At 64.7% G+C, this 23,960-nt stretch carries 22 protein-coding genes; 7 read left to right on the plus strand and 15 right to left on the minus strand.

What is annotated here, in order from left to right:
* The first annotated feature begins 2 nt into the window (after positions 1-2).
* The 3 genes from DBR47_RS10750 to DBR47_RS10760 are packed head-to-tail and all read left to right on the plus strand — an operon-like array spanning position 3 to position 3,066.
* Positions 3-986 (plus strand): HlyD family secretion protein, encoded by a 984-nt coding sequence (locus tag DBR47_RS10750; protein WP_197046994.1) that lies wholly within the window; start codon positions 3-5, stop codon positions 984-986.
* Positions 983-1,915 carry an ABC transporter ATP-binding protein gene (locus DBR47_RS10755; protein ID WP_124449780.1) on the plus strand — a complete coding sequence of 311 codons (933 nt, stop codon included), beginning with the start codon at positions 983-985 and terminating at the stop codon, positions 1,913-1,915. The genes DBR47_RS10750 and DBR47_RS10755 overlap by 4 nt, the downstream gene beginning before the upstream one ends.
* Positions 1,912-3,066, plus strand: coding sequence for an ABC transporter permease (locus DBR47_RS10760; protein ID WP_124449782.1), 1,155 nt, complete (start codon positions 1,912-1,914; stop codon positions 3,064-3,066). Before DBR47_RS10755 ends, DBR47_RS10760 begins: the two co-directional genes overlap by 4 nt.
* Before the next feature lie 6 nt (positions 3,067-3,072).
* On the opposite strand, the gene DBR47_RS10765 is transcribed toward DBR47_RS10760, so the two are convergent.
* The 11 genes from DBR47_RS10765 to DBR47_RS10815 form a co-directional block, all read right to left on the minus strand.
* Positions 3,073-3,402, minus strand: coding sequence for an excalibur calcium-binding domain-containing protein (locus DBR47_RS10765; RefSeq protein WP_124449784.1), 330 nt, complete (start codon positions 3,400-3,402; stop codon positions 3,073-3,075).
* A 110-nt stretch (positions 3,403-3,512) separates the two neighbouring features.
* On the minus strand, positions 3,513-3,707 hold the full coding sequence (locus DBR47_RS10770; protein WP_197046995.1) for a hypothetical protein: 195 nt from the start codon (positions 3,705-3,707) through the stop codon (positions 3,513-3,515).
* A gap of 16 nt (positions 3,708-3,723) precedes the next feature.
* Positions 3,724-4,155 (minus strand): SRPBCC family protein, encoded by a 432-nt coding sequence (locus DBR47_RS10775; protein ID WP_124449786.1) that lies wholly within the window; start codon positions 4,153-4,155, stop codon positions 3,724-3,726.
* A 34-nt stretch (positions 4,156-4,189) separates the two neighbouring features.
* The gene (locus DBR47_RS10780; protein ID WP_197046996.1) at positions 4,190-4,822 is read right to left on the minus strand and encodes a flavodoxin family protein; all 633 of its coding nucleotides are present in this window, start codon (positions 4,820-4,822) and stop codon (positions 4,190-4,192) included.
* A 59-nt stretch (positions 4,823-4,881) separates the two neighbouring features.
* A complete protein-coding gene (locus DBR47_RS10785) occupies positions 4,882-5,946 on the minus strand; it encodes an LD-carboxypeptidase (RefSeq protein WP_124449788.1) in 1,065 nt (354 codons plus the stop codon).
* Positions 5,947-6,030: 84 nt separating this feature from the next.
* The gene (locus tag DBR47_RS10790; protein WP_124449790.1) at positions 6,031-6,945 is read right to left on the minus strand and encodes an amino acid ABC transporter substrate-binding protein; all 915 of its coding nucleotides are present in this window, start codon (positions 6,943-6,945) and stop codon (positions 6,031-6,033) included.
* 13 nt (positions 6,946-6,958) lie between these two features.
* Entirely contained in the window at positions 6,959-8,293 is a 1,335-nt protein-coding gene (gene potE / locus DBR47_RS10795; protein ID WP_124449792.1) for a putrescine-ornithine antiporter, read from the minus strand.
* Between the two features lie 188 nt (positions 8,294-8,481).
* Positions 8,482-10,770 (minus strand): Orn/Lys/Arg decarboxylase N-terminal domain-containing protein, encoded by a 2,289-nt coding sequence (locus tag DBR47_RS10800; RefSeq protein WP_231512248.1) that lies wholly within the window; start codon positions 10,768-10,770, stop codon positions 8,482-8,484.
* A gap of 153 nt (positions 10,771-10,923) precedes the next feature.
* Complete coding sequence (locus DBR47_RS10805; RefSeq protein WP_231512249.1) at positions 10,924-11,556, minus strand: M15 family metallopeptidase; 633 nt, start codon at positions 11,554-11,556, stop codon at positions 10,924-10,926.
* Positions 11,553-12,455 (minus strand): LysR family transcriptional regulator, encoded by a 903-nt coding sequence (locus tag DBR47_RS10810; protein WP_124449794.1) that lies wholly within the window; start codon positions 12,453-12,455, stop codon positions 11,553-11,555. Before DBR47_RS10810 ends, DBR47_RS10805 begins: the two co-directional genes overlap by 4 nt.
* Before the next feature lie 10 nt (positions 12,456-12,465).
* Positions 12,466-14,067 (minus strand): ABC transporter substrate-binding protein, encoded by a 1,602-nt coding sequence (locus tag DBR47_RS10815; RefSeq protein ID WP_197046997.1) that lies wholly within the window; start codon positions 14,065-14,067, stop codon positions 12,466-12,468.
* A 286-nt stretch (positions 14,068-14,353) separates the two neighbouring features.
* On the opposite strand from DBR47_RS10815, the gene DBR47_RS10820 reads away from it, so the two are divergent.
* Positions 14,354-15,169, plus strand: a complete 816-nt coding sequence (locus DBR47_RS10820) for a hypothetical protein (RefSeq protein ID WP_124449798.1) — start codon at positions 14,354-14,356, stop codon at positions 15,167-15,169.
* Between the two features lie 11 nt (positions 15,170-15,180).
* On the opposite strand, the gene speB is transcribed toward DBR47_RS10820, so the two are convergent.
* On the minus strand, positions 15,181-16,113 hold the full coding sequence (gene speB, locus DBR47_RS10825) for an agmatinase (RefSeq protein ID WP_124449800.1): 933 nt from the start codon (positions 16,111-16,113) through the stop codon (positions 15,181-15,183).
* Positions 16,114-16,312: 199 nt separating this feature from the next.
* On the opposite strand from speB, the gene DBR47_RS10830 reads away from it, so the two are divergent.
* Positions 16,313-17,281 (plus strand): exopolyphosphatase, encoded by a 969-nt coding sequence (locus tag DBR47_RS10830; RefSeq protein ID WP_124449802.1) that lies wholly within the window; start codon positions 16,313-16,315, stop codon positions 17,279-17,281.
* On the opposite strand, the gene DBR47_RS10835 is transcribed toward DBR47_RS10830, so the two are convergent.
* From DBR47_RS10835 to DBR47_RS10845, 3 genes are all read right to left on the minus strand, one after another.
* The gene (locus DBR47_RS10835; RefSeq protein WP_124449804.1) at positions 17,265-18,650 is read right to left on the minus strand and encodes a hypothetical protein; all 1,386 of its coding nucleotides are present in this window, start codon (positions 18,648-18,650) and stop codon (positions 17,265-17,267) included. The two genes, DBR47_RS10830 and DBR47_RS10835, sit on opposite strands and share 17 nt — an antisense overlap.
* Before the next feature lie 140 nt (positions 18,651-18,790).
* A complete protein-coding gene (locus DBR47_RS10840; protein ID WP_124449806.1) occupies positions 18,791-19,399 on the minus strand; it encodes a cohesin domain-containing protein in 609 nt (202 codons plus the stop codon).
* Between the two features lie 256 nt (positions 19,400-19,655).
* A complete protein-coding gene (locus DBR47_RS10845; protein WP_124449808.1) occupies positions 19,656-20,144 on the minus strand; it encodes a hypothetical protein in 489 nt (162 codons plus the stop codon).
* 268 nt (positions 20,145-20,412) lie between these two features.
* Between DBR47_RS10845 and DBR47_RS10850 the strand changes: the two genes are divergently transcribed.
* Together DBR47_RS10850 and DBR47_RS10855 are read left to right on the plus strand one after the other, a co-directional pair.
* Entirely contained in the window at positions 20,413-23,448 is a 3,036-nt protein-coding gene (locus DBR47_RS10850) for a M12 family metallo-peptidase (RefSeq protein ID WP_124449810.1), read from the plus strand.
* A gap of 124 nt (positions 23,449-23,572) precedes the next feature.
* Positions 23,573-23,953, plus strand: coding sequence for an MAPEG family protein (locus DBR47_RS10855; protein WP_124449812.1), 381 nt, complete (start codon positions 23,573-23,575; stop codon positions 23,951-23,953).
* Positions 23,954-23,960 lie beyond the last annotated feature (7 nt).

Below are 23,960 nucleotides of genomic sequence, written 5' to 3' on the forward strand. Positions count from 1 at the left end.
CAATGCATAACTTGTTATTCAAGCGCCATCTTGTCGGCGCATTGGCGCTGGCGCTGCTGGCCGGCCTGAGTGCTTGCCAACCCAAGCCGCCCACCGCCTGGGCCGGCTATGCCGAGGCCGAACCTCTGTATCTGGCCGCGCCCGTGGCCGGCCGCCTCGCCGAGATGGCGGTGCAGGCGGGCGATCAGGTGCAGGCGAATCAACTCTTGTTCGCACTGGAAGGCAGCCTGGAGCGGGCCGCCGATGCCGAGGCTCAGGCACGGGTGGGCAGCGCCCGCGCCCAGGCCGCCAATGCCGACAAGGGCAGGCGCCCGCCCGAGCTGGCCATCAACCAGGCCCAAGTTGCCCAGGCGCGCAGCCAGCTGGCCCTGGCCCAGGCCAATCTGCGCCGTCAACAGGAGTTGCTGGCGCAAAACTTTGTGGCCCGTGCCGCGGTGGAAGACGCCCAGCTGCAGCTGGCCCAAGCCCAAGCCCGCTTGGGCGAGCTGCTGGCCGCGCTGCAGACGGCACATCTACCCGCTCGCGAGGACGAGCGCCAAAGCGCCCGCGCCCTGGCCCAGGCCGCCGAAGATGCGCGCGCGCAAAGCCAGTGGCGGCTGGCCCAGACCCGGCAGACGGCGCCCCAGGCCGGCCGCATCGAGGATGTGCTTTACCGCCCCGGCGAATGGGTGGCGGCCGGTCAGCCGGTCCTGGTCCTGCTACCGCCCAGCCATCGCAAGGCGCGCTTCTTCGTGCCCGAGGCCCAGCTGGGCGGCTTGGCCCTGCAGCAGGCCGTCACCTTGCAGTGCGATGGCTGCGGCGCGCCCATCCCGGCCCGCATCACGTTCATCGCGGCCCAGGCCGAGTACACGCCTCCGGTCATTTACTCCAACGCCCAGCGCGCCAAGCTGATGTTCATGCTGGAGGCGCGGCCCGACAAGGCCGAGGATGCGCTGCGCCTGCACCCTGGCCAGCCTCTGGACGTGAAGCCTGGGCCCACGCCATGACGCTGGCCATCGATGTACGTGGCCTGAGCAAGATTTACGGCGGCCGCGCCGTGGTGGATGCCATCGATCTGCAGGTGGAGCGAGGCCGCATCTACGGTTTTCTGGGCCCCAATGGCAGCGGCAAGACCACCACCATTCGCATGCTCTGCGGCCTGCTGACGCCCGATGCGGGCGAGGGCCAATGCCTGGGCCTGGACTTCCGCAAGGAGGCCGCGGCCATCAAGCGCCAGGTCGGCTATATGACGCAGAAGTTTGGCCTCTACGAAGACCTGTCCATACGCGAGAACCTGGACTTCATCGCCCGCTTGTTCGAGCTGCCGCAACGCCGCGCCGCCGTCGATCAGGCCTTGGAACGCCTGGGCCTGCAAAGCCGCGCCAAGCAGCTGGCCGGCTCGCTCTCCGGCGGCTGGAAGCAGCGCCTGGCCCTGGCCGCCTGCTTGTTGCATTCACCGCGTCTGCTTTTGCTGGACGAGCCCACGGCCGGGGTGGACCCCAAGGCGCGGCGCGAGTTCTGGGACGAGATCCATGCCCTGGCCGATGAAGGCATCACCGTACTGGTCTCCACCCACTATATGGACGAGGCCGAGCGTTGCCACGAGCTGGTCTATATCGCCTACGGCAAGATCCTGGCGCGCGGCACCGAGGCGCAAATCATTGCCGACTCGCGCTTGCAGGTCTGGTCTTTGCAAGGTGACAAGCTGGGCCCGCATCTGGCGGCGCTGAAGGCCGCGCCCGGCGTCTTGAGCGTGGCGGCCTTTGGCAATACCGTGCATGTGGCGGGTCAGGACGAGGCCTTGTTGCAGCAGGCCCTGGTGCCCTTGTTGTCGCAGCTGCCGGGCCTGCGCTGCGAGCGGGCCGCTGCCAATTTGGAAGACGTCTTCATCAGCCTGATCGCCAGCGCCAAAGACAATTTCGGGGGCGAGGCATGAGCGGCAGCCCGCCCGGTGGCAAAGCATTCGCCTGGGCCAGAGTTTGGGCCATCTTCGTCAAAGAGTTTCAGCAGATGCTGCGCGACCGGCTCACCTTCGCCATGGCGGTGGGCGTGCCGATCATTCAACTCATCCTCTTCGGCTACGCCATCAACACCGATCCCAAAGGCCTGCCCACGGCCGTGATCTCGCACGACACAGGCGTGATGGGCCGCAGCCTGCTGGCGGCCATACAGACCAGCGGCTATTTCAAGATCGTGGCCCAGCCGGCCAGCGAGCGCGAGGCCGATGAATTGATGGCGCGCGGCGAGCTGCAGTTCATCGTCGTCGTGCCGCCCAATTTCAGCCGCGAGCTGATACGCGGCGAGCGCCCGGTGCTCCTGGTGCAGGCCGATGCCACCGACCCTTCGGCCGGCGGCAATGCCATCGCCGCCCTGCAGCAGCTGGGAGCCACGGCCCTGACGCATGATTTGCGCGGCGTGCTGGCCCCTCTGCAGCCCCGGCCCCAGCCCTTCGAGCTGCGCCTGCACAAGCGTTACAACCCCGAGGGCCTGTCGCGTTACAACATCGTTCCCGGCCTGATCGGCACCATCCTCACCATGACCTTGGTGATGCTGACCTCGCTGGCCATGACCCGCGAGCGCGAGCGCGGCACGATGGAGAATTTGCTCGCCACGCCGGTGCGGCCGCTGGAGGTGATGCTGGGCAAGATCCTGCCTTACGTCTTGATCGGCTATATCCAGCTGGGCGTGATCATGGGCGCGGCCTGGGCCTTGTTCGAGGTGCCCATGCTGGGCAGCCTCACGCTCCTGCTGGCCATGATCGGCGTCTTCATGCTGGCCAATCTGGGTGTGGGTTTCACCTTCTCCACCCTGGCCCGCAACCAGCTGCAGGCCATGCAGATGACCTTCTTTTTCTTTCTGCCCTCCATGCTGCTGTCGGGCTTTATGTTCCCCTTTCGCGGCATGCCGGACTGGGCGCAGAGCTTGGGCGAGCTGCTGCCCCTGACCCACTTTCTGCGCATCGTGCGCGCCATCATGCTCAAGGGCAGCGGCGCCGCCGAGGTCTTGCCCGAGCTCTGGCCCATGCTTGCCTTTTTGCTGGCGGCGGGGCTGCTGGGGCTGGCGAGGTATCGACAGACCCTGGACTGAACTGGCCTAGGGCGAACACCATTGTTGCTCACAGGGCAGGCCGTTTTTATTGCCGTCCAGGTTCACGCCGGGGCAGAACTGAAGAAAGTATTTGGCCTCGTCACAGGAGCGCATCTGCGAGCAATAGCTTCGGCCATCACAGTCAAAGCCGCCCCTGGCTTGGCGTGCTTCGGAGCGGCGGGGTGGGCCTTGCAGCCCCCAGGCTTCGCCGTCGTTTCTGGCCATCGCCTCCGCTGCGGCCTTGGTCTTGATTGCAACTTCCTGCCGGCCCTTGTGGGACTCATAAAGCCTGATCAAGGCGGCAGCCAGGAGGACTAAAAGCGTGAACTTGCGCATCGCTCAACTCATGCACGGTATCGGGTGAGGGGGCTACCGTGACGGCCTGGCAGCATTCGGAACTGCGGGCCAGATTAGAGACGCTGCGCCTCGCTGGGTCTAGCCCATGGCTACGCCGCAGGGGCGACTGCCGCACCCGACTGAAGCGCCGTGGCCCAGTTCTTCCGCCTTGCGTCGATCTCGGGATCGGCTTCCATGACCAGTGCGCGGATGCGGCTGAGGGTGGCAGCGCGCCAATCGCCGAGCTCGGCAAACCTCTGGCTGATCAAGGCGGAGGCCGAACCGTTCGCTTCTTTCTCGCGCATGCACACGCTTCTGTGATCAGCCGCCCGCTGCTTGCTTCAACTCTGCTGCCAAGCGATCCAGATTCTGCTCATTGGCCGGCACCACGATGTGGCGCACGGATTCGGCCACGGCCGCGTCGTCAAAGGCCTGGGACCACTGCAATCGCGTGCCGCTTGCATGAGAACTTAGGCTGATGCTGAGCGTGAAGAAGGGCGCGCAATCGTGACGGATCACGACCTTCTGGTCGGGCACGATCTCGGCGAAGCGGGCAGTGTTGGGGTAGTCGCTGCCATCCGGCCCGTGCATGACGAAGCGCCAAGCCCCGCCGGGCTTGAATTCGCAGACCTCAAAGCTATTGCGAAAGCCGGCCGGGCCCCACCAGCGGGCCAGACGTTCGGGGGCGGCGAAGGCTTTGAAAACCTCGGCAGGGGTATGGGCAAGATCGCGGGTGGTCACGAAGGTGGACATTGCAGTACTCCTCACTGAGTTCGGCCGAGACCTTCTATCTTGCCATTTGATTCGCCAAGTTCGCGACGCGTTGACCCAGGTAATGAGCCGTGCTTCGGTCGGCTGTTTGGAGATGCTGGGATTCCGTCTGGGCCGAGGCTCCGAGCTGAACCCCAAGCCTGTTTCGACCTAGCGCATCGTATCCGCTGGCCAGGTCAACTCCGGCCCACAACATGCCGTGTTGAGCCGCCAGAATGGCAAAGTACTGAAGGGTGTTGCCTTGGTCGCCATTGAGATTGCTGCCAATGGTGAAGCCGGCGGCCAGCTTGTTGCGCCAGAGTTGGCCGTCCCAGCGATCACTGCTGGCATCGGCAAAGGCCTTGAACTGCGCGGAAGGGCCGCCCATAAAGGTGGGGGCACCGAAGATGACCGCTTGTGCGGCGTCGACGGCCGCCAGGCTGGCTTCATTGCGGTAGCGCCCCTCAAGAATGTCAGACCCCAGCAATGGGATCAATGTCGGTGCGGCGAGTCCGGTGCTTGAAACGCCTTCGGCGACAGCTTCGGCAAGTTGGGCCGTTGTGCCCTGGGGGGAATGAAAAACGATCGCGACTTTGATCATTGGAGCGAGAAGTGCCAAAGCAAGAGTTGATGGATAGATAACGCCAAATTTAGACGGAATCTGAATCAACTCGTTGGGCTAAGGGCATTCAGGGCAAAACAGCCGACTCGCTTGGGAAAAGCCGCAATTTAGGCGACGGCCGGCTCCAGCATTTGCAAGCTGCCCGCGTCCGCATCGATCTCGACCATGGCGCCCACGGGCAGGGTCATCTTGCGGCGGATATGGCCGAACATGGCGCCCCGGTAGACGGGGATCTTGTGCGGCTTGACGAAGACGTCGTCGAAGACCTCGTCCAGGGTCAGGGAGCCAAAGCCCTCGCCGGGCTCGCATTTGGTGAACGCGCCCAGGGCTACGCCGGCTAGGCTGTCGAGGGCGCCCGCCAGTCGCAGGGTGGAGAGGCAGCTGTCCAGCTTGTAGATGGGCTCGTTCACGTCCTCCAGGAACAGCACGGCACCACGAAAGTCGGGGAAGTAAGCCGAGCCCGCCATGGATGCCAGCACACTGAGATTGCCGCCTAGCAGGTGGCCACGTGCGCGGCCGCCGCGCAGGGTCCAGATGCGGTCTTGTTTGGCAATGACGTTGTCGCCCCGTTCAGGCGGCGGGTTACGCAGCAGCGCGGCCTGCGCCTCCATCACCACGGCGCGGAAGCTGCTTAGGCTGTACTCGTTCCACTCCGAGCTGCCCATGGGGCTGTGGAAGGTGATCAGGCCGGTGCGCGTCTGGATGGCATTGGTCAGCGAGGTCAGGTCGGAGAAGCCGCCGAAGAACTTGGGCTTGGCGCGGATCAGGCCGTAGTCCAGCTTGTCGACGATGCGGTTGCAGCCCGAGCCGCCGCGCAGGGCCAGGATGCCTGCCACACCGTCGTCAGCGAAAAATTCATTGATGTCGGCGGCGCGCTCGGCGTCGGTGCCGGCGAACTGGCCGTAGCGGGCGCGCAGATGCTTGCCCTCCTTGACCTTGAAGCCCAGGGCTTGCAAGGACTCAATCGCCAGCGCAAAGGGCTCGCGTTCAAAAAAGGCGTGGCTGGGCGCGATCAGGCCTATCGTGTCGCCGGGCTGCAGGCGCTTGGGGCGTAGCAGGGGCAGGCGCGGCTGGCTGGCGCGCGGGGCGGCTTGAGCAAGAGGGGCCGAGGCCCCCGCCACCATGGCGGCGAGGGATTGCGCGGCAAAGGCGCGGCGGGAGGTTTTGGGCATGGTGGGGCGCTGAGAAGCAGGGCTGAAACATCAGCCCCTGTGGAGGCAGTCAAGCGACTTTACTGCCTCCGGCCTGCCGCGGCCTCAGGGTCTGGCCCAGCCCTGGAACAGCGCCTGGGTTGAGGCATCCATGGTGCCGAAATAGCGCGCGTAGAGGGCAGGGAATTCCTTGCTCTGGTAGAGCTTGCTCAGCGTGCTGTCCACCAGCAGGCGGAAATCATCGTCGTTGCGAGCCAGGGCCAGGCCCAGCAGCTCGGTGTTGAAGCTGCGCTTGACCAGCAGCAGCTCGCCTTCCAGTTTGTTGCGGCTCAAGTACTGCTCCAGCAGGACGCGCTCGCCCACAAAAGCGTCGGCCTGTTTGCTGCGCAGCAGCTGCACGCCCTTGGCGTCCTCGTTCACCAGCACGGTGCGCACCGTCACGCCCAGGCGGCGGGTCTGGGTCTTGGCCCAGTCCTCGGCCAGACTGGCGTCGCGCACGGCATAGGTGTAGTTGGCCCGGCCGCCATTGATCGTGCCGCGCCAGACCGGGCCTGCCGCGGGGGTCTTGCCCTGCAAGAAGTCGCTCAAAGCCCGCGGCGCATCACGCCGGATCAGCACGCCCACGCCGCCGTTGAGCACGGGGATGGAGTAGGCCAGGCGCTCGCGTCGCTTCAGCGTTTCGGCCGTGGCCGTGCACATCAGATCGATGCTGCCGGTGGCCACTTTGTCGATGGCATCCTCGGCGCTGACCGCCACAAAGCGGACGTTCAAATTGGCCAGATTCAGCTTGGCCTTGACGGCCTCGGCAATCGGCTGGCACAGCTCGGCGCTATAGCCCTGTACCTGGCCCTGGCTGTTGCGGCTGGACATGGGCGCCGCATCATCGATAAAGCCCAGATTGATCTGCCCCGTCTTGGCCACGCGGGTCAAGGTCTGGGCATTGGCGAGGCCGGGCAGGGCCAGGCTGCTGAGCAGGCCCAGGGCGAGCAAGCAATGCCGTGTGATTTGTGAGTTAGTCATTTCTTCTCCTCCCTTAGACCTTGGTCTGCACAGGCTTGGCAGCGTCGTCCATGAATCGGTGGGCGATGAAGCCGTAGATCAGATAGCCCACGGCCATCACGATCATGCCGCCGAAAACAGCGTCTTTGCCCGAGGCGTAGAGGGCGTAAAAGCTATAGGCCATGGCGACCAGCAAGGCCACCACATTGCGCTTGAACAGGCCGGGCTCGACCCGGGCCTTGTGCATGATGATCATCAGGGCCGAGAGCGAGGTGACGTAGGGGATCACATTGGTGACGGCGGCCAGATTGACCAGCTTGCCGAACTGCGCGGCCGCATCGGGCGACATGGTGGACATGGCCATCAGCGTCTGGATCACACAGGCCACCAGCATGCCGATGACGGGCGCCTCCGAGGCGGTGACGCGGGAGAAGAAGGCCGGGAACATGCGTTGATCGGCCGCCGCCTTGGACACCTGGCTGAGGGTGAACTGCCAGCCCAATAGCGAACCCACGCAAGCCGCCACCGCCAGGAACAGGATCACATTACCCACCATGGGCGTGAACATGGTGGAGTAGACCAGGGCGAAGGGCGCCGAGGAATGCGCCAGCTCGGCATTGGGCACGATGCCCTGGATCACGGTGGTGGACAAGATATAGACCACGGCCGCGCCGCCGGTGCCGAACAAACAGGCCAGGGGCACATTGCGCTTGGGGTTCTCCACCGCATCGGAATTTGCCGCCGCCGACTCCATGCCAAGAAAGGCCCAGAGCGTCAGTGGGATGCTGGAGGAAATCGCCTCGCCCAGGGGGGAGCCATGCGGGTTCCAGGCCTCGACGAAGATGGCGGACTTGAACCAGAACCAGCCGATCAGGGACAGGCCCGCCACCGGGATGATGACGCCCCAGACGGTCACGGCACCGATCTTGCCGGTGAGCCGTGGCCCACCGAAATTGGCCACCGTGGTCAGCCATAGCAGAGCGACGACGCCCACGAATAGCGGCGTGGCGCCGGTGCCCAGCCAAGGGATGAAGGGGGTGATGTAACCGACGGCCGAGATGGCGATGGCCACATTGCCTATGGCCAGCGAGAGGTAGTAGAGAAAGGAGGCCATGAAGAAGCCGGAGCGGCCATGGGCCTCCTCGGTATAGGCCGACATGCCGCCCGAGCGGGCGCAGAACAGGCCGCACTGGGCAAAGCTGTAGGCGATGGCCATGGAGCCCAGGGCCGTGATGCCCCAGGACAGCAGGGACACGGCGCCGATCTGCGCCATATTGGCGGGCAGCATGATGATGCCGGAGCCCATCATATTGACGGCCACCAGGGTCGTCAGACCCATCAGGCTCATCTTCTTGCTGGAGTCAGCCATGGCGGCCTCCTTCTGGTTTTCGGCTTACTCAGCCATGCATTAGGTGTTTGGGCCGAGCGCCGGGCCGCTCCCAAGCCGGTCCACCTGAGGCTGTTTGCGGCTCAATGCCGCAGACGGCCTCGTCCCCACGGGGGACCGACCAGTTTCGCCCGCGTTCAGCGTGGCGAGACTGGGCGAGGGGTTCACTTTCACTTCAGGCACTGGACGAAGTAGCGCCCGTCTTTGACTTCGACTCCGTGGGTGTCACGCCCAAAGCCGGGGAAGCGCTCGCCCCAGTTCTGCAGGCCGCGCAGATAGCCGATGTAGGGCCCATCCGCCGCGCCGGCCGACTCACCCGGCATCAGCATGGGGATGCCGGGCGGGTAGGGCACGATGGCATTGGCCAGCACGCGGCCGGCCATATCGTCCACCGCCACTTCCTCGATCTCGTTGTGCACCAGCTTGGAATAGGCATCGGCCGGCGTCATCACCGGCACCGGCAGGGAGGAGAAGGCCTGGGCCTGCAGGCGCAGGATGTCGCTGCTGCGCATCTGCTCGAACATGGCGGCGGCCAGGTCCTTCAGGCCCATTTCCAGATAGGCCTCGGGCACGGCCTCGCCCGGCGCGTACAGCACCTCGGCCACCGGGGTGTTGGCGTCGTAGGCTTCCTTGAAGCGCAGCAAGGCATTGACCAAGGTGCCGAACTTGCCGCGGGTGACACCGAGCGAGAACAGCACCAGAATGGTGAAGTCGGTGGTTTTCTCGACCTGGATGCCGCGCTGGCTCAAGAAGGCCGTCACCAGCATGGCGGGGATGCCGCTGGCCTCGAAGGAGCCGTCCTCCGCCACGCCGGGCGAGACGATGGAGACCTTGATCGGGTCCAGCATGCAATAGCCGTCCTCGATGTCGGCAAAGCCGTGCCAGGCTTGGCCGGGGTGCAGCACCCAGCAGCTGGGTTCGTTAACGAGCAACTCGGTCGGCGCATCCTCGAAGGCCATGCATTTGCCGCTGGCGGGGTCGGTGACCTGGTCGGCATTCCAGGTGCTGAAGAACCAGTCGCCTGAGCGCCGGGCATCGCGGCGCAGCGCCCACAAGGCCTTGCGGAAATTGACGGCCTCCTGGATCGCCTCGTGGGTCATGGTCACGCCGCCCACACCGCTCATCATGGCGGCCGAGACCTCGTTGGACGCGATGATGGCGTACAGCGGCGAGGTCGAGGCATGCATCATGTAGGACTCGTTGAAACGCGCATGCGGCACCGGGTTGCGGCCATCACGTACATTGATCAAGGAGGACTGCGAGAGCGCGGCCAGCAGCTTGTGGGTAGAGGTGGTGGTGAAGATGGTGGGCTTGTCGCGCGGGTAGTCGCGCGCCTCGCCATACATGCCGAAGCGGTCGCGGTAGAGCGGGTTGAAGCGCGCATAGCCGTACCAGGCTTCATCGAAATGGATGCGGTCCACGCTCTTGTCCAGCAGCTCCACCACACGGGGCACCAGATAGATCAGGCCGTCGTAGGTCGAGTTGGTGACGATGGCGTGGATGGCTTTGCGTGACTTGTCCTGCGCCAGCGGGTTGGCCTGGATGGCGGCTTGCACCGCCTCCTCGCTGAGCGTCTGCGCATGGATGGGGCCGATGATGCCCAGGTGGTTGCGCGAGGGCCGCAGATAGGTGGGCACCACGCCCGTCATGGTCAGGGCCTGCTCGGTCGACTTGTGGGCATTGCGGTCGCACAAGGCGTAATCGCCCCGGGTGACCGAGGCCATCATGATGACCCGGTTGGACATGGACGAGCCATTGGTCACCGAGTAGGCGCGGTCGCCGCCGAAGATCTTGGCGCAATACTTTTCGCTCTCGCCGATGGGGCCGCTGTGGTCCAGCAAGGAGCCCAGCTCGCCGACCGAAATCGACAGATCGGAGCGCAAGAGGTTTTCACCAAAGTAGTCGTGAAAGGCCGCCCCTACCGGCGACTTCAGGAAGGCCGTGCCGCCCGCATGGCCGGGGGTGTGCCAGGAGTATTCGTACTTGCGCGCAAAGTCGATCAAGGCGCGGGTGAAGGGGGGGGCGATCGCGGCCCGGTAGCGGCCGATGGCGGCCAGCACCCGGCCGGCGATGAAGGCGGTGGTGTCTTCCAGGAACCAGATCAGCTCGTCGATCTGGCGCATGGTTTGCGCGTTCAGCTGCAGGCCGTCCTTGCCCGCCATCAAGACCACCGGCACATGGCTGTTGCGCGAGCGAATGAGTTGCAGAATCGCCTGCGCGCTGGCGTGGGCGTCCGCGCCTTGGCCCATATTCCAGCTCAAGAGCACGCATTGGATGGAGGGGTCGGCACTGATCAAGGCCTTGGCGTCCTCGGCCGTGTCGGCCTCCAGCACGACGATGTCGCGCTCTGCCAAGGCCTTGCTGAGGGCCTGCAGGCAGCGGCCGACGGCCGAGCTGGCGTGCAACTCATCGCTGATCAACAGCGCCCGCATTTCAACGATCAAAGAACCGTGAGCCATCAAACTCTCCCAGGCATCCAAAGGCCGCGGGCGAGCGATTGAGCACCATGCTCTAGCTGCGCGCCGGGCCAGGGTTTCCTAGCAGACTAGCAGCACAAAATGACATCACCGAATTTCAAGATAGGGGGCTGTTGCTCTCGTGCAAGCCCCGATTCACAAGACGCGTGGCAGGTCCCGGCGCACATGCAGGCGGTCGCCAAAGTCGAAGTGCCACCACTCGGTGCTGATGGTTTGAAAGCCGGCCTGGCGCATGGCCGCGCGCAGCCAGCCGCGTTCGATCAGCTGAGCGGGGCTCAGCAGGCCTTGGGCCAGATGCTCGGCCTCATGGTCGGTGTGGGAGATCAAGCTCATCTCGTCAAAGCCCGAGCCCATGTCCACCTCCAGGCCTTGCGGGTCCAGCAGGCTCACATCCAGGGCCATGCCCCAGGAGTGGATGGAGCCGCGCTGGGGTTCGGCCAGATAGAGCGTGAGCGGGGTACCGCTCAGCTCCTGCCAGAGCTGCTCCTGCACCCGCTGCGGGCGCAGAGCGTCCAGCACCCGGATGCGATAGCCCGGCCGCTGGCGGCCCAGCCAATGCGCGGCCCGCTGCAGCGCGGCCGCGGCTTCATGGCGCAGCCAGGCGCAGTCCAGGCCGCCGTAGACATTGCGGCTGACGAAGTTGTCTGGCGTGGCATAGCGCAGATCGATGTCTATGCCTTCGATGCTCAGCAGGGGGCGGAAGTCGGGGTGGGCCGCGATCTCTTCGCAAGGGATCATGGCGGGCGGGGTCGGCAGGGAGTCGCTCACGCTTCAAGGCTTTCTAGATTGCGGCGCGCCGCCTCGCCCAGGAACTTGACCAGGCGGCGCGCGCTTTGCGCCAGCGGCGCATTGGCGGCGCTGAGCAGATAGAGGTTGACCGGCACGGCCGGCGCAAGCGGCCGCAGGCGTACACGGTTGCGGTCGGCGCTGGCGGCGGTGAAGGGGTCCACCACCGTCATGCCCACACCGGCCTCGACCAGGGCGCGGGCCAGCTGATAGGTCTGCACCGTGAGGCGGCTGTGCAGGGTCAGGCCCTGGGCCTCGGCGGCGCTGTGGACCAGATTGGCCAGGGGGTCGTCGCCGGCCAGGCCGACCAGCTCGGTCTTGATCTCGGCAATGCCCAGCGGCCCCGTACCGTCTGCCTCAACGGAACCCAGCGGGCATAGCGCCATCATGGGCCCACTGGCCAGCACCTCGGCCTTGATGCCGGGGTGGCGCGGGTCCTGCAGGGACAGGGCCAGATCGGCCTCGCCCAGCAAGAGGGCAGAGACGATCTCGCGGGTGTGGTTGGTGGCCAGGGAGCAATGGCTGCTGGGGAAGGCGGCACACCAGCGCGTCATCGCCGCCGGGATCACCGCCGCGCCCAGGGTGGGCGTGGCCACCAGGCGCAGGCGCTCGGACTCGCCCGCACGCAGGCTGGCGGCCAGGCGACGGATGCTGACCAGATCGCGGTTGAGCTTGTCGATCTCCACAAACAGGCGGTGTGCCTCGGGCGTGGGGTAGAGCTTGCCCTTGACCCGGTCAAACAGCGGCAGGCCCAGCTGCAGCTCGCAATGCTGCAAAACCTTGGTGACGGCCGGCTGCGAGATGTGCAAGAGCAGGGCCGCCCCGCTGATGGTGCCGGCCTGCATGATGGCGTGGAAGACTTCGATATGTCTGAGTCTCATGGGGGCCTGTCTATCTACGCACAACGTTCTCGAAGTCCACCGTGCCATTCGGCGACATGATGAAACCATGCACGTCCTTGCGCACCGGGATGTAGACGGTGGAGTGGGCCATGGTGATCCAGGGCCGCTCGCGCTTGAAGATCTCCTGCGCCTGCTCGTACAAGGCCAGGCGTTTGGGCGTGTTCGTCTCGGCCCGCGCCGCATCGATCAAGGCCTCGAACTCCTTGTTGCAAAACTTGACGCCGCTGCGGTTCGCAGTGCAGCTCAAATTTGGCGTTAGGAATTCATCGGCGTCGCCGGTCTCGCCGCCCCAGCCGCTCATATAGACGCTGTGCTCGCCGTTGTTGGCGCGCTTGAGGTACTCGCCCCATTCATAGGTCTTGATCGTCGCCTTGACGCCAATCTTGGCCCAGTCCTGCTGGATCAGCTGGGCCATCAGCTGGCCGTTGGGATTGGTGGGCCGGCTCACCGGCAGGGCCCAGAGATCGATCTCCATGCCCTTGGCATAGCCCGCCTTGGCCAGCAGCTGTTTGGCGCGCTCTGGGTTGTACTCGTTCCTGAGTTTTTTGTTGTAGCCGGGGATGGCGGGCGGGAAGGCGCTGACCGCCTGCATCGCATCGCCACGCGGGAACAAGGCCTTGAAAATGGCGGCTCGGTCCACCGCGATGTCCAGGGCCTCGCGCACCTCGCGATTATTGGTGGGGGCCTTCTTCATATTGAAGGACAGGTAGGAGATGTTCAGCGCCTGGATCTTCATCACCGTCACGTCGCGGCGCTTGTCCATGGCCGCCACGTCCACATCGCGCAGGGCCGAGGCCACCTGGCATTCACCGGCCAAGAGCTTTTGCACCCGCACATTGGGTTCGCGGCTGATGCTGAAGATCAGGGCCTGCGTCTCCTGCTTATCGCCCCAGTAATCGGGGTTGGCCGTCATACGCAAGACATCGTCCTTGGCATAGGACTTGAAACGATAAGGCCCGGTGCCCACCGGCTGGTTATTGATCTGCTGGGCGCGGCCTTCTTTGAGCAGCTGGGCCGCGTACTCGGCCGATTGGATGCTGGCCCAGGCCATGGCGAAATTGGTGGCGAAGGTGACGTTGGGGCTTTTGAGCCGGAAGCGCACGGTGTAGTCGTCAATCCGATCTATTCCGGCCAGCAGCTTGGCCAGGCCCATGTTCTGCGGGTAGATGAAGTTGGCCGGAAAGGCCTTGTTGAAGGGCGTTGTTGGGTCGACAAAGCGCTGGAAGGTGAACAGCACATCGTCCGCATTGAGCTCGCGCGTAGGCTTGAAATAGGGCGTGGTGTGGAACTTCACACCGCGCCTGAGGGTGAAGGTGAAGCTCTTGGCATCGGGCGAGATCTGCCAGGCCGAGGCCAGCTCGGGCTGCAACTCCGTCGTGCCGCGCTTGAAACCCAACAAACCCTGGAACATCTGCTTGTTCGCCGTGTTGGTGCTGGCGCTGTCCCACATGCCGGGGTCGAAGCCCTCGGGGCTGGCGTCGGCGCAATAGACCAGGGGTCTGGCCTTTTTTTGCGTTTGCGCCTGGGCCTGAGGCTGCAGCGTGCAACCCAGCACAAGAGCCGCCGCGAGGCTGAGCGGCAGCGAAAGCACGGGGCGGCTGGGGTTTGAAAAGGGGGCAGACAGCGGGGTTGGCATGGTCGAGGGGAGGCGGGCTGATCAGGCTGGCGAGAGCGGCTCGCCATTGTGCGGCGCTGCCCACCGCAAACCAGTGAGCAAGCATGTTTTGACCATAACATGAGCTTATACCCAGGCCGCCTGCAGCGTCCCTGTGTCAAGGTAATCCTGACTTCTGGCGCCGCCGGGATTTGACCTTACAGTTCGCCAGCCTCCGCAGAGAGGCGACTCGGTATTCGAAGGAAAAAGGGGGAAACACATCATGTTCAAGACTCAAGCCGCGCCCATGCGCCGTCGGTTTTTTCGGCAAGGCGCCACCTGCTTGACCGGCCTGGCCTTGGCGCTGACAGGGCTAACAAGCGCTGCGCAGACACAAGACAGTAGCGCTGCGGCCAACCGCACCTTTGTGGCCGTGTCATTGCTGGGTGACAAGGTTCATATGATCACCCGCCAGGACAAAACTGGCAGTCTGTTGGACGCCAATCTGCGCGAATCCTTCGACTTGAAGGGGGGCATTTTTGACCAGGCTGCCCTGCTTGCCCTGGAGCAAAGCGTGCGCAAGACGGATGCCAAGGCCACGGTGTTCGGTCTCAAGCTGGCCTCTGCCAAGGTGCTGGGTGAGCCCGACGCCTTGTTGGACGGCAAGCGCTTTGTCGCGCCCGCCGCGCTTTTGCCCTTGTTCCAACAAACCAAGGCCAGCCATCTGCTGCTGATCACGCCGCATCGCGGCGAAGCCAATGTCAAAACCGTGCGCGACGGGCTTGGCATGGGGCGCTTGGAAGGGCTGGGTTTCTATATCGACCGTGACACGGTCATGCAATTTGAGCAATCCAGCGAACTCTCCAAGGGCTATCTGGCGCCCTTTAGCTATTTCAAGATCTCCGTCATCGATTTGGCGAGCATGCAGTTGATTTCGCAAAAGCTGGTGACCAGGGCCGAGGCCTTGCTCAGCCGACGCAAGGAGGCCGTCGCCGACCCTTGGGCGGCCTTGAGCGATATGGAAAAGGTGGAGGCCTTGCGCAAGCAAATCATGGAGGAAATCTCCAGTGCCTTGCCCGATTTGATTGCCAAATCCTGAGTCGCTTGACCCTACTTCCGCCCCGCAATCCGCCCGCATAAATAAGTCCAGACGAACTGGGCAGCGGCATAACTGGTGAGCTCGGCGTGGTCGTAGGCCGGCGCCACTTCCACGCAGTCCATGCCCACAAAATTGAGCCCGGCCAGCTCTTCCAGCAGACTGAAGACCTGGTTGGTGCTCATGCCGCCGGGCTCGGGCGTGCCGGTACCGGGGGCGAAGGCGGGGTCCAGGCAGTCGATGTCCAGGCTGAGGTAAACGGGCGGATGGCCCAAGCTGGCCATGCGTTCGCGCACCGCCTGCAAGACGCCGCTGAGTTGGCTCGGGCTTTCCAGGCCTCGCAGGCCGCGGGCGTCAAAGATCAGGCCCCCCTGTTCGCGCACATAGTCGCGCGCCTCTTGCAGGCCGGCCGAGCGTATGCCGAATTGCACAAAGCCCTCTTTGATGACCAGACCTTCCTGGATGGCCTCGTAGACCCAGGTGCCGTGGCCGCTGGGCTCGCCGAAGTGGTCTTCCCAGGTATCGCAATGGGCATCGAAATGCAGCACGGCCAGGGGCTGGCCGTAGTGCGCCTTGTAGGCGCGCAGCAGGGGCAGGGTGATGGAGTGATCGCCACCCAGCCAGCACATATGGTGGCTGGCGATCAAGGGCGCGATCAGCGGCTGCATGGCCGCGCGCATGGCCTCCAGGTTCGTATTAGGCAGGGGCAGGTCGCCGAAATCGGCCAGCAAGCCCTCGGGCGTGGTGTTGAAAAAGGGGTGGACGCCGTCGCACAGCATCTGGCTGGACTGGCGGATGGCGCGCGGGCCGAAGCGGGCACCGGGGCGGTTCGTCACGCAGCCGTCCCAGGCGATGCCGGCCAGGCCGTAGGGGCGCGGTTCCGCGCCAGGGACTGCGGCCTGCTTCATGAAACGGTTGTCGCTGAGAAAGGCAAAGTCGGCGCTCATGGGGCTCTCTTTCGCGGGCTGGCTGGCTGGTGAGGGGAGCAGCCATCATGCCCCAGCCTAGCCCCTGCCCGCCGCCCCAGAAAACCCTCAAGAATTCTGCGCCGGCGTCGAAGCTCAAGGCTGCGGGCAGTCCTTCGCGAGTGGCCGCCGCATGGCTGTATCCCCTGCATCAGTGACGAACTCTCAAGGAGTGAAGAAGATGACGCCCTCCCACCCGCCCGGAACCCCCTCTGAAGCACCGGCACGCAAGTTCCGGCTGGTCACCCGCAGCGACTTTGACGGCCTGGTTTGCGCCGTGCTGCTGAATGAGTTGCAGCTGATCGACGACATCAGCTTTGTCCACCCCAAGGATATGCAGGACGGCAAGATCGCCATCACCGATCGCGACATCACCACCAATCTGCCCTACGTCGCCGCCGCGCATCTGGTGTTTGACCACCACGAGTCCGAGACCATGCGCAACCAGGGTGAGCGCCCCAATCACATCATCCTGCCGCATGCGCCCTCGGCGGCGCGGGTGGTCTACGACCATTACGGCGGCAAGGCCGCCTTCCCACGCATCAGCGAGGCCATGATGGAGGCGGTGGACAAGGCCGACTCGGCCCAATTCAGCCGGGAAGAAATTTTGGACCCCGCCGGCTGGCCGCTGCTGAACTACCTGATGGACTCGCGCACCGGCCTGGGCCGCTTCCGCGACTTCCGCATCAGCAACTACCAGCTGATGATGGATTTGATCAAGTACTGCGCCGATCACAATATCGACGAAATCCTGGAACTGCCCGATGTGCAGGAGCGGGTGGACCTCTACTGCGACCATGCACGCCGCGCCAAGGAGCAGATCCTGCGTTGCGCCAAGGTCTACGGCAATCTGGTGGTGCTGGACCTGCGCGGCGAAGAGACCATCTGGGCCGCCAACCGATTCATGATTTACGCCCTGTTTCCGCGCTGCAATATCTCCATCCACATGATGTGGGGCTTGCAAAAGCAGAACACCGTGCTGGCCACCGGCAAGTCGATTCTGGATCGCAGCAGCAAGACCCATGTGGGTGAGCTGATGCTTAGCTATGGTGGTGGCGGCCACCAGGCGGCAGGAACCTGCCAGGTGGCGAATGAGGAGGCCGACGCGGTGCTGAAGGCCTTGATCGCCAAGATCAACGCGGACGGCTGAGCCAGAGCTGTTCGGCCTCGCGAACCGCGGCTTCCAGCTCGCTGTCGCGCACCGGGCCGCTGCCGCCTGGCAACTCAAGCATCAAGAGATAGCCCTTGACCATGGGGTCCTGGCCACCGGGACCCTGGCTGAAGCTGCGGGCAAAGGCCTGCGCCAGCCTGAGCTGGCCGCTGGCCAGCAGGCGGCCGCTGCTGGGGTCCCATTGCTCGGGCGCCGTCAAGCAGCCGGCCGTGGGCGTGGCGGGGAAGTAGGGCGCATCGAGGTAGTAGGCCGGGTTGACCACGCTGCCATGCATCAGGATCTCGTCGCGGCCGGCGCGGCCGGCCAGCCAGGCCTCTTTGAGCGGGGCCCATTGCCGCCAGCTGGAGGGCAACAAGGCCTCGTAGAGCGATTCGCTCCAGTCCAGATCGCTGCCATCCACCTGAAAGAACTCCGCCACCGGCGCCTCGATGGGCAGCTTGGTTTCCAGAAAGGGCGTGGGCCCAATGCTGGGGTTGCTGGCCGTGCTGGAGCCGCGCACCGCGAACAGGCCTTGCGGCGTATTGCCCAGGGTGATGGTGCCGGGCAAATCGGCCAGGGCGCGGGCCAGCTGCGGCACCTGGAACAGGCGGCCATCGGGCTCGCGCACAAAGCGGCCATCGGGGCCGCGCAGAATCGCCAGGCCCAGCACCTCGCGGCCCGGCCGCTGCAGGCTGAACACCACCGGCAGGCCCGGCCGCAGCGGCGCGGCCAAAAGTTCGGCCAAGGGCGGCTGCACTTGCGGTGTGGCCGCGCCGGCGCCGCCTTGCAAGGCCAGACCAAGCGCGCGCAAGCGCGGTTCATCGCGCCAGGCGGGGAACTGCAGCTGCATGCGGGCCTGGATTTGTGTGCGGGCGGCGTCACGCGTCGCGCCTTGCAGGGGGCGCAGCAAGGCGTAGGCGGCGATGGCGAACTCGCGCGGCGTGCTCAGTTGCGCCAGCAAGGGCCAGAGTTGGGCGGCGGCCTCGGCCGCGTAAAAGCGGTGCACGGCGGACAGCACATTGCGCTGGTAGTCCACCGGTTTGGCGGCCAGGCCAGGCAAGGCCGCCAGGGCCGGGCCACGGGCTGCCTCGATCTCGCGGTTGTAGAGCAGCACCGCCGACAGGATCTCGGGCAGGGCGGCATCGGCCGCCTCACCCGGCGGCAGGGCCAGGCGCTCGCGCAAAAGCTGCAAGTCCTTTTCGCGCTGGGCCTGTTCCTGATCGGCACGGGTGGCCTGCCAGTGGAAGTCTTTGACGCTGTAACCGAGCAGCTCCTGGGTGCTGTGGCGCTTGCCGGGCACGGCCTCGGGCGGCTGGCTGGCGCAGCCCCAGAGCGTGGCCAGCAAGCAGACCAGCAGGGGCTTCAGCATGGGCTTGTGCAGCTGCTGAAGATTTGGAAAAGGGGGCAGGGGCGCGCGCATCAAAAGATCCTCACAGGGCTCGGGGCTCAGCGTGGACCATACAAGAAAAAAGCGCCCCGGGCTGGGGCGCTTGGTCTTGGCGCGCGAACTCAGACGGACGTGGCTTCCGCTTGGCTCTTGCCGCCGGCGCGAGCGCGCACAAAGCCCAGACCCGCCAGGCCCGCGCCCAGCATCAGCCAGGTGGAGGGCTCGGGCACGGCGTTGACGGTGCTCAAGCTACCGTTGGTGATCTGCACCGGCAGCTCGGCCAGCTGGGAGTTGAGCAGCAAGACATCGGAGAAGTTCAGCGCGCTCGTGCCCACGCCGGTCACCTGGAAGTTGAAGCGGGCTAACACGCCGTCTCCGCTGACGCCAGGGATGGCGCCGATCAGGGAGTTGAAGGTGAAAGAGATCTGGCCCAGGCTGTTGTCCACGCCACCGCCGTCCCAGTAGGTCGTGCCGCCGCTGGACAGAAAGGTGCCTTCGCTGGCGCTGCTGAAATGCAGCAGGGCGGGGTCGAAGGAGAGGCTGAACTGATAGCCGTAGAGATCGCTGATGCCGGAGATCAGCACATCCACGCTGACGTTGGAGCCCAGCACGCCGGGTGTGGGGCTGCTTTGCACCGACAACACCGAGCCGGCTGCGAAGGCCTGGCCGGCGAAGGCGCCCAGAAGCAGGGCGGCGCCCAGGGTTTTCTTCCAATACTGCGGTCTCAGCATGATTTTCTCCTCTGCCTTGAAGACCAGATCTGGCGCGGCGGCTGACGGGGCCGATGAACAGCTTTGTCAAGCATGAGCAAGGGTCTGGCTTGGTATGGATTGCGCTTTTCTTCACGGGATGCGCAGATGATTGAGGCCTCGACCCGCTTCGAGCTCCCCGGCGGCGAGTCTTTCATCTGGGCTGGAAGGCCAACAAGAGGGGAATCCCGCCCTTCAAACAAGGGAAGGTGAATCCTGCCGCTGCGACTCGTCGCTTTCAGCGGGAGGGTGGCTGCAGTGCTAGCTCAGCCTTCAAGGCGTCCAACGCGGCTTCTATTTCTTGCAGCGCGGCCGGTACCTTCTCGCTGCGGCGCCAGACCTGTTTGTCCAGGGAAGGGCCGCTCACGCTGATCAGGGTCCAGGCGCCGTCTTGCGTGTCACCGTCCTCGATGCGCTCGGGCAGTTCAAAAAAGCCTTGCGCCTGCAGCAGCCGGCATAGGCGCTCGAAATCGCCTGCGGCCAGCCGACCCTGGCTGATCTGGTCCACCGTGCCATGCCTGGCCTTGCCAGTCAGAGTGAAGCTCACCTGGCCGTCGCTTTGCAGCTGCAGGCGGCTGCCGGCGCTGCAACCGAAACAGTCTCTCTCGAGCGTGATGGTCTGAATTTGAGGCAGTGCCGCCGCCGCGCTTGGCGCTTGGGCGCAGGCCAGCAGACTGCAGCTGTAGCACAGGGCCAAGGCCCATATGAGCAAGAGCGGACGGCGCATGGGCGAGGGGGCAGGGCCTGCTAAGTTAGGGGGGTAAATCGGCGCCCGCATGAGGATTGACCCTGTGCAGGCGCGCGGGCTTCGCACTTATTCTTGCAGCCGCATTCGAGGGTGTGTGAGAAATTTGTAGATTCAAGGACTAAGTGTTTGATTTGGTTCTTTGCGGGGAGGGTGTGCATCGGGCAAGAGGAGCCTGATAACGCCAAGTTTCCACGGCAAATGCTCATGGACCCACTTCTAAACAGTGTGCTCAGGAAAAGGACAACAAATGGACCACAAGCCTTCGTCTTCCGGCCTCTCGTCTACAGACGCTTCCCAGGCCCCTAAGCGCCAGCGCGCTCGCCCCAACGCCATCGCCCTGGCCGTGCTTTGCCTGGGCTTGGGAAGCGCCCTGGCCTTGCCCGGCGCGCAGGCGCAAGGCCTGAGCGCGTCGCAAGCTGCAGCGCAGAACCAAAGCTCCGGCGCCTTCTGGCAAGAGCAGCGTCTGACGCCGGCCAAGACCTCGGCCCGTGGTGCAGGCTTGTCGGTGCAGCCGCGCGCCTTCCGTGCCGCCACCCTGGACAAGACCGGTCTGATCAGCCACGCCGCAGGCGCACCGATGGAACGCACGGCTGCTGCGGCCCTGAGCCCGCTGGAAATCTCCCTGCCGCATCCGAATGGTGGCTTCCAGCGCTTCGCCCTGGTCGAGTCCCCGGTGATGGAAGAAGGCCTGGCCGCCAAGCACCCCGAGATCAAGACCTACGCGGGCAAGGGGATCGACGACCCCAAGGCCTCGCTTCGCATGGACATCACGCCGCTAGGCCTGCATGCCTCGGTGCGTTCGCCCAAGGGGGCCTGGTATGTGGAGCCCTACTACCACCTGGATGACAGCGTTTACGCCAGCTACCACGGTCGCGACCTGCCCAATGTGCATGGCTCATTGCGTGAGCCTGCCTTCACCGAGGCCAATCTCTCGGTGGCGCGTGGCTTCTATCACGCGGGCGAAACGGTGGAGCTGCGCGGCTTCGGCTTTGTGCCTGGGGCCACGGTGAATGTCACCGTCCGCATGCCCGAGACCGACACCTTGGCTCGCCAAACCTTGAGCGCCGTGGCCGATCGTGATGGCACGCTCAGCCTGTCCTTGCCGGCCGATCCCTCGCGCAATCTCGGTGCTTACGAGATCAGCGCCAGTGATGGCCGTAGCAGCAGCACGGCTGCCTACCACGTGGTCAGCGAGGACATCAGCCCCACGGCCGCCGTCGGTGACCAGCTGCGCACCTATCGCCTGGCCCTGGTGACCGACCCCAACTACGCCACCTACTTCGGTGGCTCGGCCAATGTGACGGCGGCCAAGGTGACCTTGGTCAACCGCATCACCCAGGTTTACGAGGACGAGACCTCGATCCGCCTGGTGTTGATCAATGACAACGACAAACTCAATCTCGACACCGCGGCCCAGATGACGGGTGCCAACGGACCTTGCGGCGCTACGGCCTGCTACACCGCCACGCAGGCAGCGGGCTGTGCCAGCAGCACCCTGACCCGCAATCGCGTGGTGATCGGCCTGCTGGTGGGCGCCAGCAATTACGACGTCGGCCATATCGGCTTCGGCCTCAACGGCGGCGGCCTGGCCAGCCTGGGTGTGGTGGGTGGCAATAACAAGGCGCAAGGTTGCACCGGTGTGCCTACGCCGGTGGGCGATCTGTTCGCGGTGGACTATGTGGCCCATGAGCTGGGCCATCAGTTCGCCGGCAATCACACCTTCAACGGCACGGTGGGCAGCTGCTCCGGTGGCAACCGCAATGCCGGCACCTCGGTGGAGCCCGGTAGCGGCTCCTCCATCATGGCCTATGCCGGCATCTGCAGCACCGACGACCTGCAGCCGCACAGCGATGCCTACTGGTCGCAGCGCAGCTTTGATGAGATCGTCGCCTACACCTCGGGCGCCGAGACCACGCTCAACGAGTCCCAAATGGCGGCCCTGACCGGCTTCAGCAGCAACGGTCAGCAGTTCCAGCTCAGCTTCAACGGTCAGCCCTCGGCCGCCATCGTGCGCGGTACTAACTTCACGACCGCAGGCATCAAGGCCGCTGTGGAAGCCATTTCCGGCTGGCCAGCCGGCGGCACTGTGACGGTCAGCGGCTTGACCGACGCCGGCTTCACCCTCGCCTTTGGCGGCAGCTTGGCCGGCGTCAATGTGGCCCAGTTGCAGCTGAGTGGCTGTAGCGGTGGCTGCAGCGGCTTTGTGGGCGAGATCGCGGCCGGTGGGCCGACCAAGAAGCGCGGCACTGTCACGGCCAAGGCCAATAGCGCGCCGGTGGTCAGCACCACGGCCAGCTACACCATCCCGCTGCGCACACCGTTTGCATTGACGGGGACCGCGACGGACGCCGATGGCGACACCCTCAGCTATCTGTGGGAGCAAAACGACCGCGGCGGTTCAACAGGCACCGCCCTGACCAGCAATGGCAAGACCAACGGCCCGCTGTTCCGTCAGTTCGGCATTGCCGCCCAGGTCAGCGCGGCGGATACCAAGCTCTACAACTCGCCGGGCGAAAACCATGTGGGCAACGATCCCACCCGCGTCTTCCCCGATCTGCTGCAGGTCTTGGCCAATAACACCAATGCCGAAACCGGCAACTGCCCGACGGCCTCCAGCCCACCGAGCTCGGCCCAAGTGGATTGCTACTCGGAGTACCTGCCCACCTCGTCTTATGTCGGCACGGCAGGCGTCAATGCCAGCCCGGCTTCGCTGAACTTCAAGCTGACCGCGCGTGACGGCAAGGGGGGTGTCGGCAGCGCCACCACTCAGCTGATCCTCGCGACAGGGGCCGGTCCTTTCCTGGTGACCTCGCCCAACACGGCGGTGACGCTCAATTCCGGCAGCAACCTGACGGTGACCTGGAGTGTGGCCAACACCGATGTGGCGCCGGTCAACACGGCCAATGTGAAGATCAGCTTGTCGCTGGATGGTGGCCTGAGCTACCCCCATGTCCTGGCCGCCAGCACCCCGAACGATGGCACCCAGGTGGTGACCTTGCCGGCCTCTATCGCCTCGACCCAAGCTCGCATCAAGGTGGAGGCTGTGGACAATGTGTTCTTTGACGTGTCCAACAGCGACTTCACCATCAAGCTCTACGGCGACTTGAACAACGACGGCTCGGTGAACTGCGCCGATCTTTCCATCGTCAAGGCTTCGATGGGCAAGCGAGTTGGCCAGTCAGGCTTCGACCCACGCGCCGACATCAATGGTGACGGTGTGGTCAATGTGCTGGACCTGACTATCATCAGCCGCCTGCTGGAGACCGGCGCCCGTTGCAACTGAGTTCCTGAAAACTCTGCGCGCGCCAGCGCCGCCCTGAGACCAGGGCTGGCGCAGAAGATGGCCTCTTTCCTCGCCGGGGAAGAGGCCTTTTTAATTGAACGAATCAACAAAAAGGGACCGCACCATGAACTGGGCCGATCTTGTCTTGCTGCTGGCCTTGGGCCAGTTCTTCTTCTTTGGCGCCCTGGTGGGGCGTGCCCGCGGCTTGTACGGCGTCAGGGCGCCGGCCGTCAGCGGCCATGAAGGCTTTGAGCGCATCTACCGGGTGCAGATGAATACCTTGGAGCTGCTGATCATTTTTGCGCCCTCGCTGATGCTGGCGGCCAAATACTTCCCCAGCAGCTGGGTGGGCGCCGTCGGCGCGGTGTATCTGCTGGGTCGCCTGATCTACTGGCGAGCCTATGTGCTCAACCCGGCCCGACGCAATGTGGGCTTTGTGCTCAGCGCCATGCCCACGATGTGCTTGCTGCTGATGGCCTTGGTGGGCGTGATTCGTCAGGCTTGAGAACTAG

Source organism: Paucibacter sp. KBW04 (assembly GCF_003852425.1).
Classification (GTDB): Bacteria; Pseudomonadota; Gammaproteobacteria; order Burkholderiales; family Burkholderiaceae_C; genus Paucibacter_A.

Coding starts and splice junctions, on each gene's coding strand:
- DBR47_RS10850 (WP_124449810.1), top strand. CDS start 20,413: ATGGACCACAAGCCTTCGTCTTCCGGCCTCTCGTCTACAGACGCTTCC.
- DBR47_RS10775 (WP_124449786.1), bottom strand. CDS start 4,155: ATGTCCACCTTCGTGACCACCCGCGATCTTGCCCATACCCCTGCCGAG.
- potE (WP_124449792.1), bottom strand. CDS start 8,293: ATGGCTGACTCCAGCAAGAAGATGAGCCTGATGGGTCTGACGACCCTG.
- DBR47_RS10800 (WP_231512248.1), bottom strand. CDS start 10,770: ATGGCTCACGGTTCTTTGATCGTTGAAATGCGGGCGCTGTTGATCAGC.
- DBR47_RS10820 (WP_124449798.1), top strand. CDS start 14,354: ATGTTCAAGACTCAAGCCGCGCCCATGCGCCGTCGGTTTTTTCGGCAA.
- DBR47_RS10830 (WP_124449802.1), top strand. CDS start 16,313: ATGACGCCCTCCCACCCGCCCGGAACCCCCTCTGAAGCACCGGCACGC.
- DBR47_RS10770 (WP_197046995.1), bottom strand. CDS start 3,707: ATGCGCGAGAAAGAAGCGAACGGTTCGGCCTCCGCCTTGATCAGCCAG.
- DBR47_RS10810 (WP_124449794.1), bottom strand. CDS start 12,455: ATGAGACTCAGACATATCGAAGTCTTCCACGCCATCATGCAGGCCGGC.
- DBR47_RS10790 (WP_124449790.1), bottom strand. CDS start 6,945: ATGACTAACTCACAAATCACACGGCATTGCTTGCTCGCCCTGGGCCTG.
- DBR47_RS10855 (WP_124449812.1), top strand. CDS start 23,573: ATGAACTGGGCCGATCTTGTCTTGCTGCTGGCCTTGGGCCAGTTCTTC.
- DBR47_RS10835 (WP_124449804.1), bottom strand. CDS start 18,650: ATGCTGAAGCCCCTGCTGGTCTGCTTGCTGGCCACGCTCTGGGGCTGC.
- DBR47_RS10765 (WP_124449784.1), bottom strand. CDS start 3,402: ATGCGCAAGTTCACGCTTTTAGTCCTCCTGGCTGCCGCCTTGATCAGG.
- DBR47_RS10760 (WP_124449782.1), top strand. CDS start 1,912: ATGAGCGGCAGCCCGCCCGGTGGCAAAGCATTCGCCTGGGCCAGAGTT.
- DBR47_RS10750 (WP_197046994.1), top strand. CDS start 3: ATGCATAACTTGTTATTCAAGCGCCATCTTGTCGGCGCATTGGCGCTG.
- DBR47_RS10785 (WP_124449788.1), bottom strand. CDS start 5,946: ATGCCCAAAACCTCCCGCCGCGCCTTTGCCGCGCAATCCCTCGCCGCC.
- DBR47_RS10755 (WP_124449780.1), top strand. CDS start 983: ATGACGCTGGCCATCGATGTACGTGGCCTGAGCAAGATTTACGGCGGC.
- DBR47_RS10840 (WP_124449806.1), bottom strand. CDS start 19,399: ATGCTGAGACCGCAGTATTGGAAGAAAACCCTGGGCGCCGCCCTGCTT.
- DBR47_RS10845 (WP_124449808.1), bottom strand. CDS start 20,144: ATGCGCCGTCCGCTCTTGCTCATATGGGCCTTGGCCCTGTGCTACAGC.
- speB (WP_124449800.1), bottom strand. CDS start 16,113: ATGAGCGCCGACTTTGCCTTTCTCAGCGACAACCGTTTCATGAAGCAG.